Raw genomic sequence first — 835 nt, 5'->3', positions numbered from 1 at the left:
CGCGGGCCGGATCATGGGCCGGCGGCGTGCCCTTCGGTTCGGCGGCGAGCAGATGCTTGGTGTAGGCATGCTGCGGGTCGGAGAAGATCTCGGCGACCGGGCCATGCTCGACGATCTTGCCGTTGGTCATCACGCAGACACGGTCGGCAAACTTGCGGACAATGCCGAGGTCGTGCGTGATGAACAGCATCGACATGCCGTGGTCGCGCTGCAGCGATTTCAGAAGCTTCAGGATCTGCGCCTGCACCGTCACGTCGAGCGCCGTCGTCGGTTCGTCGGCGATCAGCAGCTTCGGCCGGTTGGCAAGCGCCATGGCGATCATCACGCGCTGGCGCTGACCGCCGGAGAGTTCGTGCGGGAAGGCACCGAGCCGCTTTTCGGCGTCGCGGATGCCAACCTCCTGCAGAAGCTCGAGCACCCGCTTTCTGGCCAGAGCGCCGGTCAGACCGGCATGCAGCGCCAGCGTCTCGCCCACCTGCCGCTCCACCGTATGCAGCGGGTTCAGCGAGGTCATCGGCTCCTGGAATATCTGGGTGATGTCGCCGCCGCGCACCTGCCTGAGCGCCCGGTCGTCTGCCTTCAGGAGATCACGCCCCTCAAACAGGATTTCGCCGGTCGGATGGCTTGCCGTCGGATAGGGCAGAAGCTTCAGCACCGAAGCCGCGGTCGCCGACTTGCCGGAGCCCGATTCGCCGACAAGCGCCACCACCTCGCCCGGCATGATGTCGAAGGAGACGCCGTCGACGGCGAGGTTGGTCGCCCCGCCATGACGGAAGGCGACGGAGAGATTGCGGACGCTGAGGAGAGGTTGTTCGCTCATTGGAAGGTCTTCCTC

General features: G+C 65.7%; 1 protein-coding gene. It reads right to left on the bottom strand.

Going from position 1 to position 835, the window contains the following annotated elements; translation table 11 throughout:
• The coding region (locus MD273_RS18475; protein ID WP_239039249.1) for an ATP-binding cassette domain-containing protein at positions 1-820 on the bottom strand (820 nt) is incomplete at its 3' end.
• Between the last annotated feature and the right edge of the window lie 15 nt (positions 821-835).

It is taken from the genome of Marinobacter sp. C7, from assembly GCF_022343555.1.
Classification (GTDB): domain Bacteria; phylum Pseudomonadota; class Gammaproteobacteria; order Pseudomonadales; family Oleiphilaceae; genus Marinobacter.
This window is presented reverse-complemented; position numbering and strand designations above follow the sequence as displayed.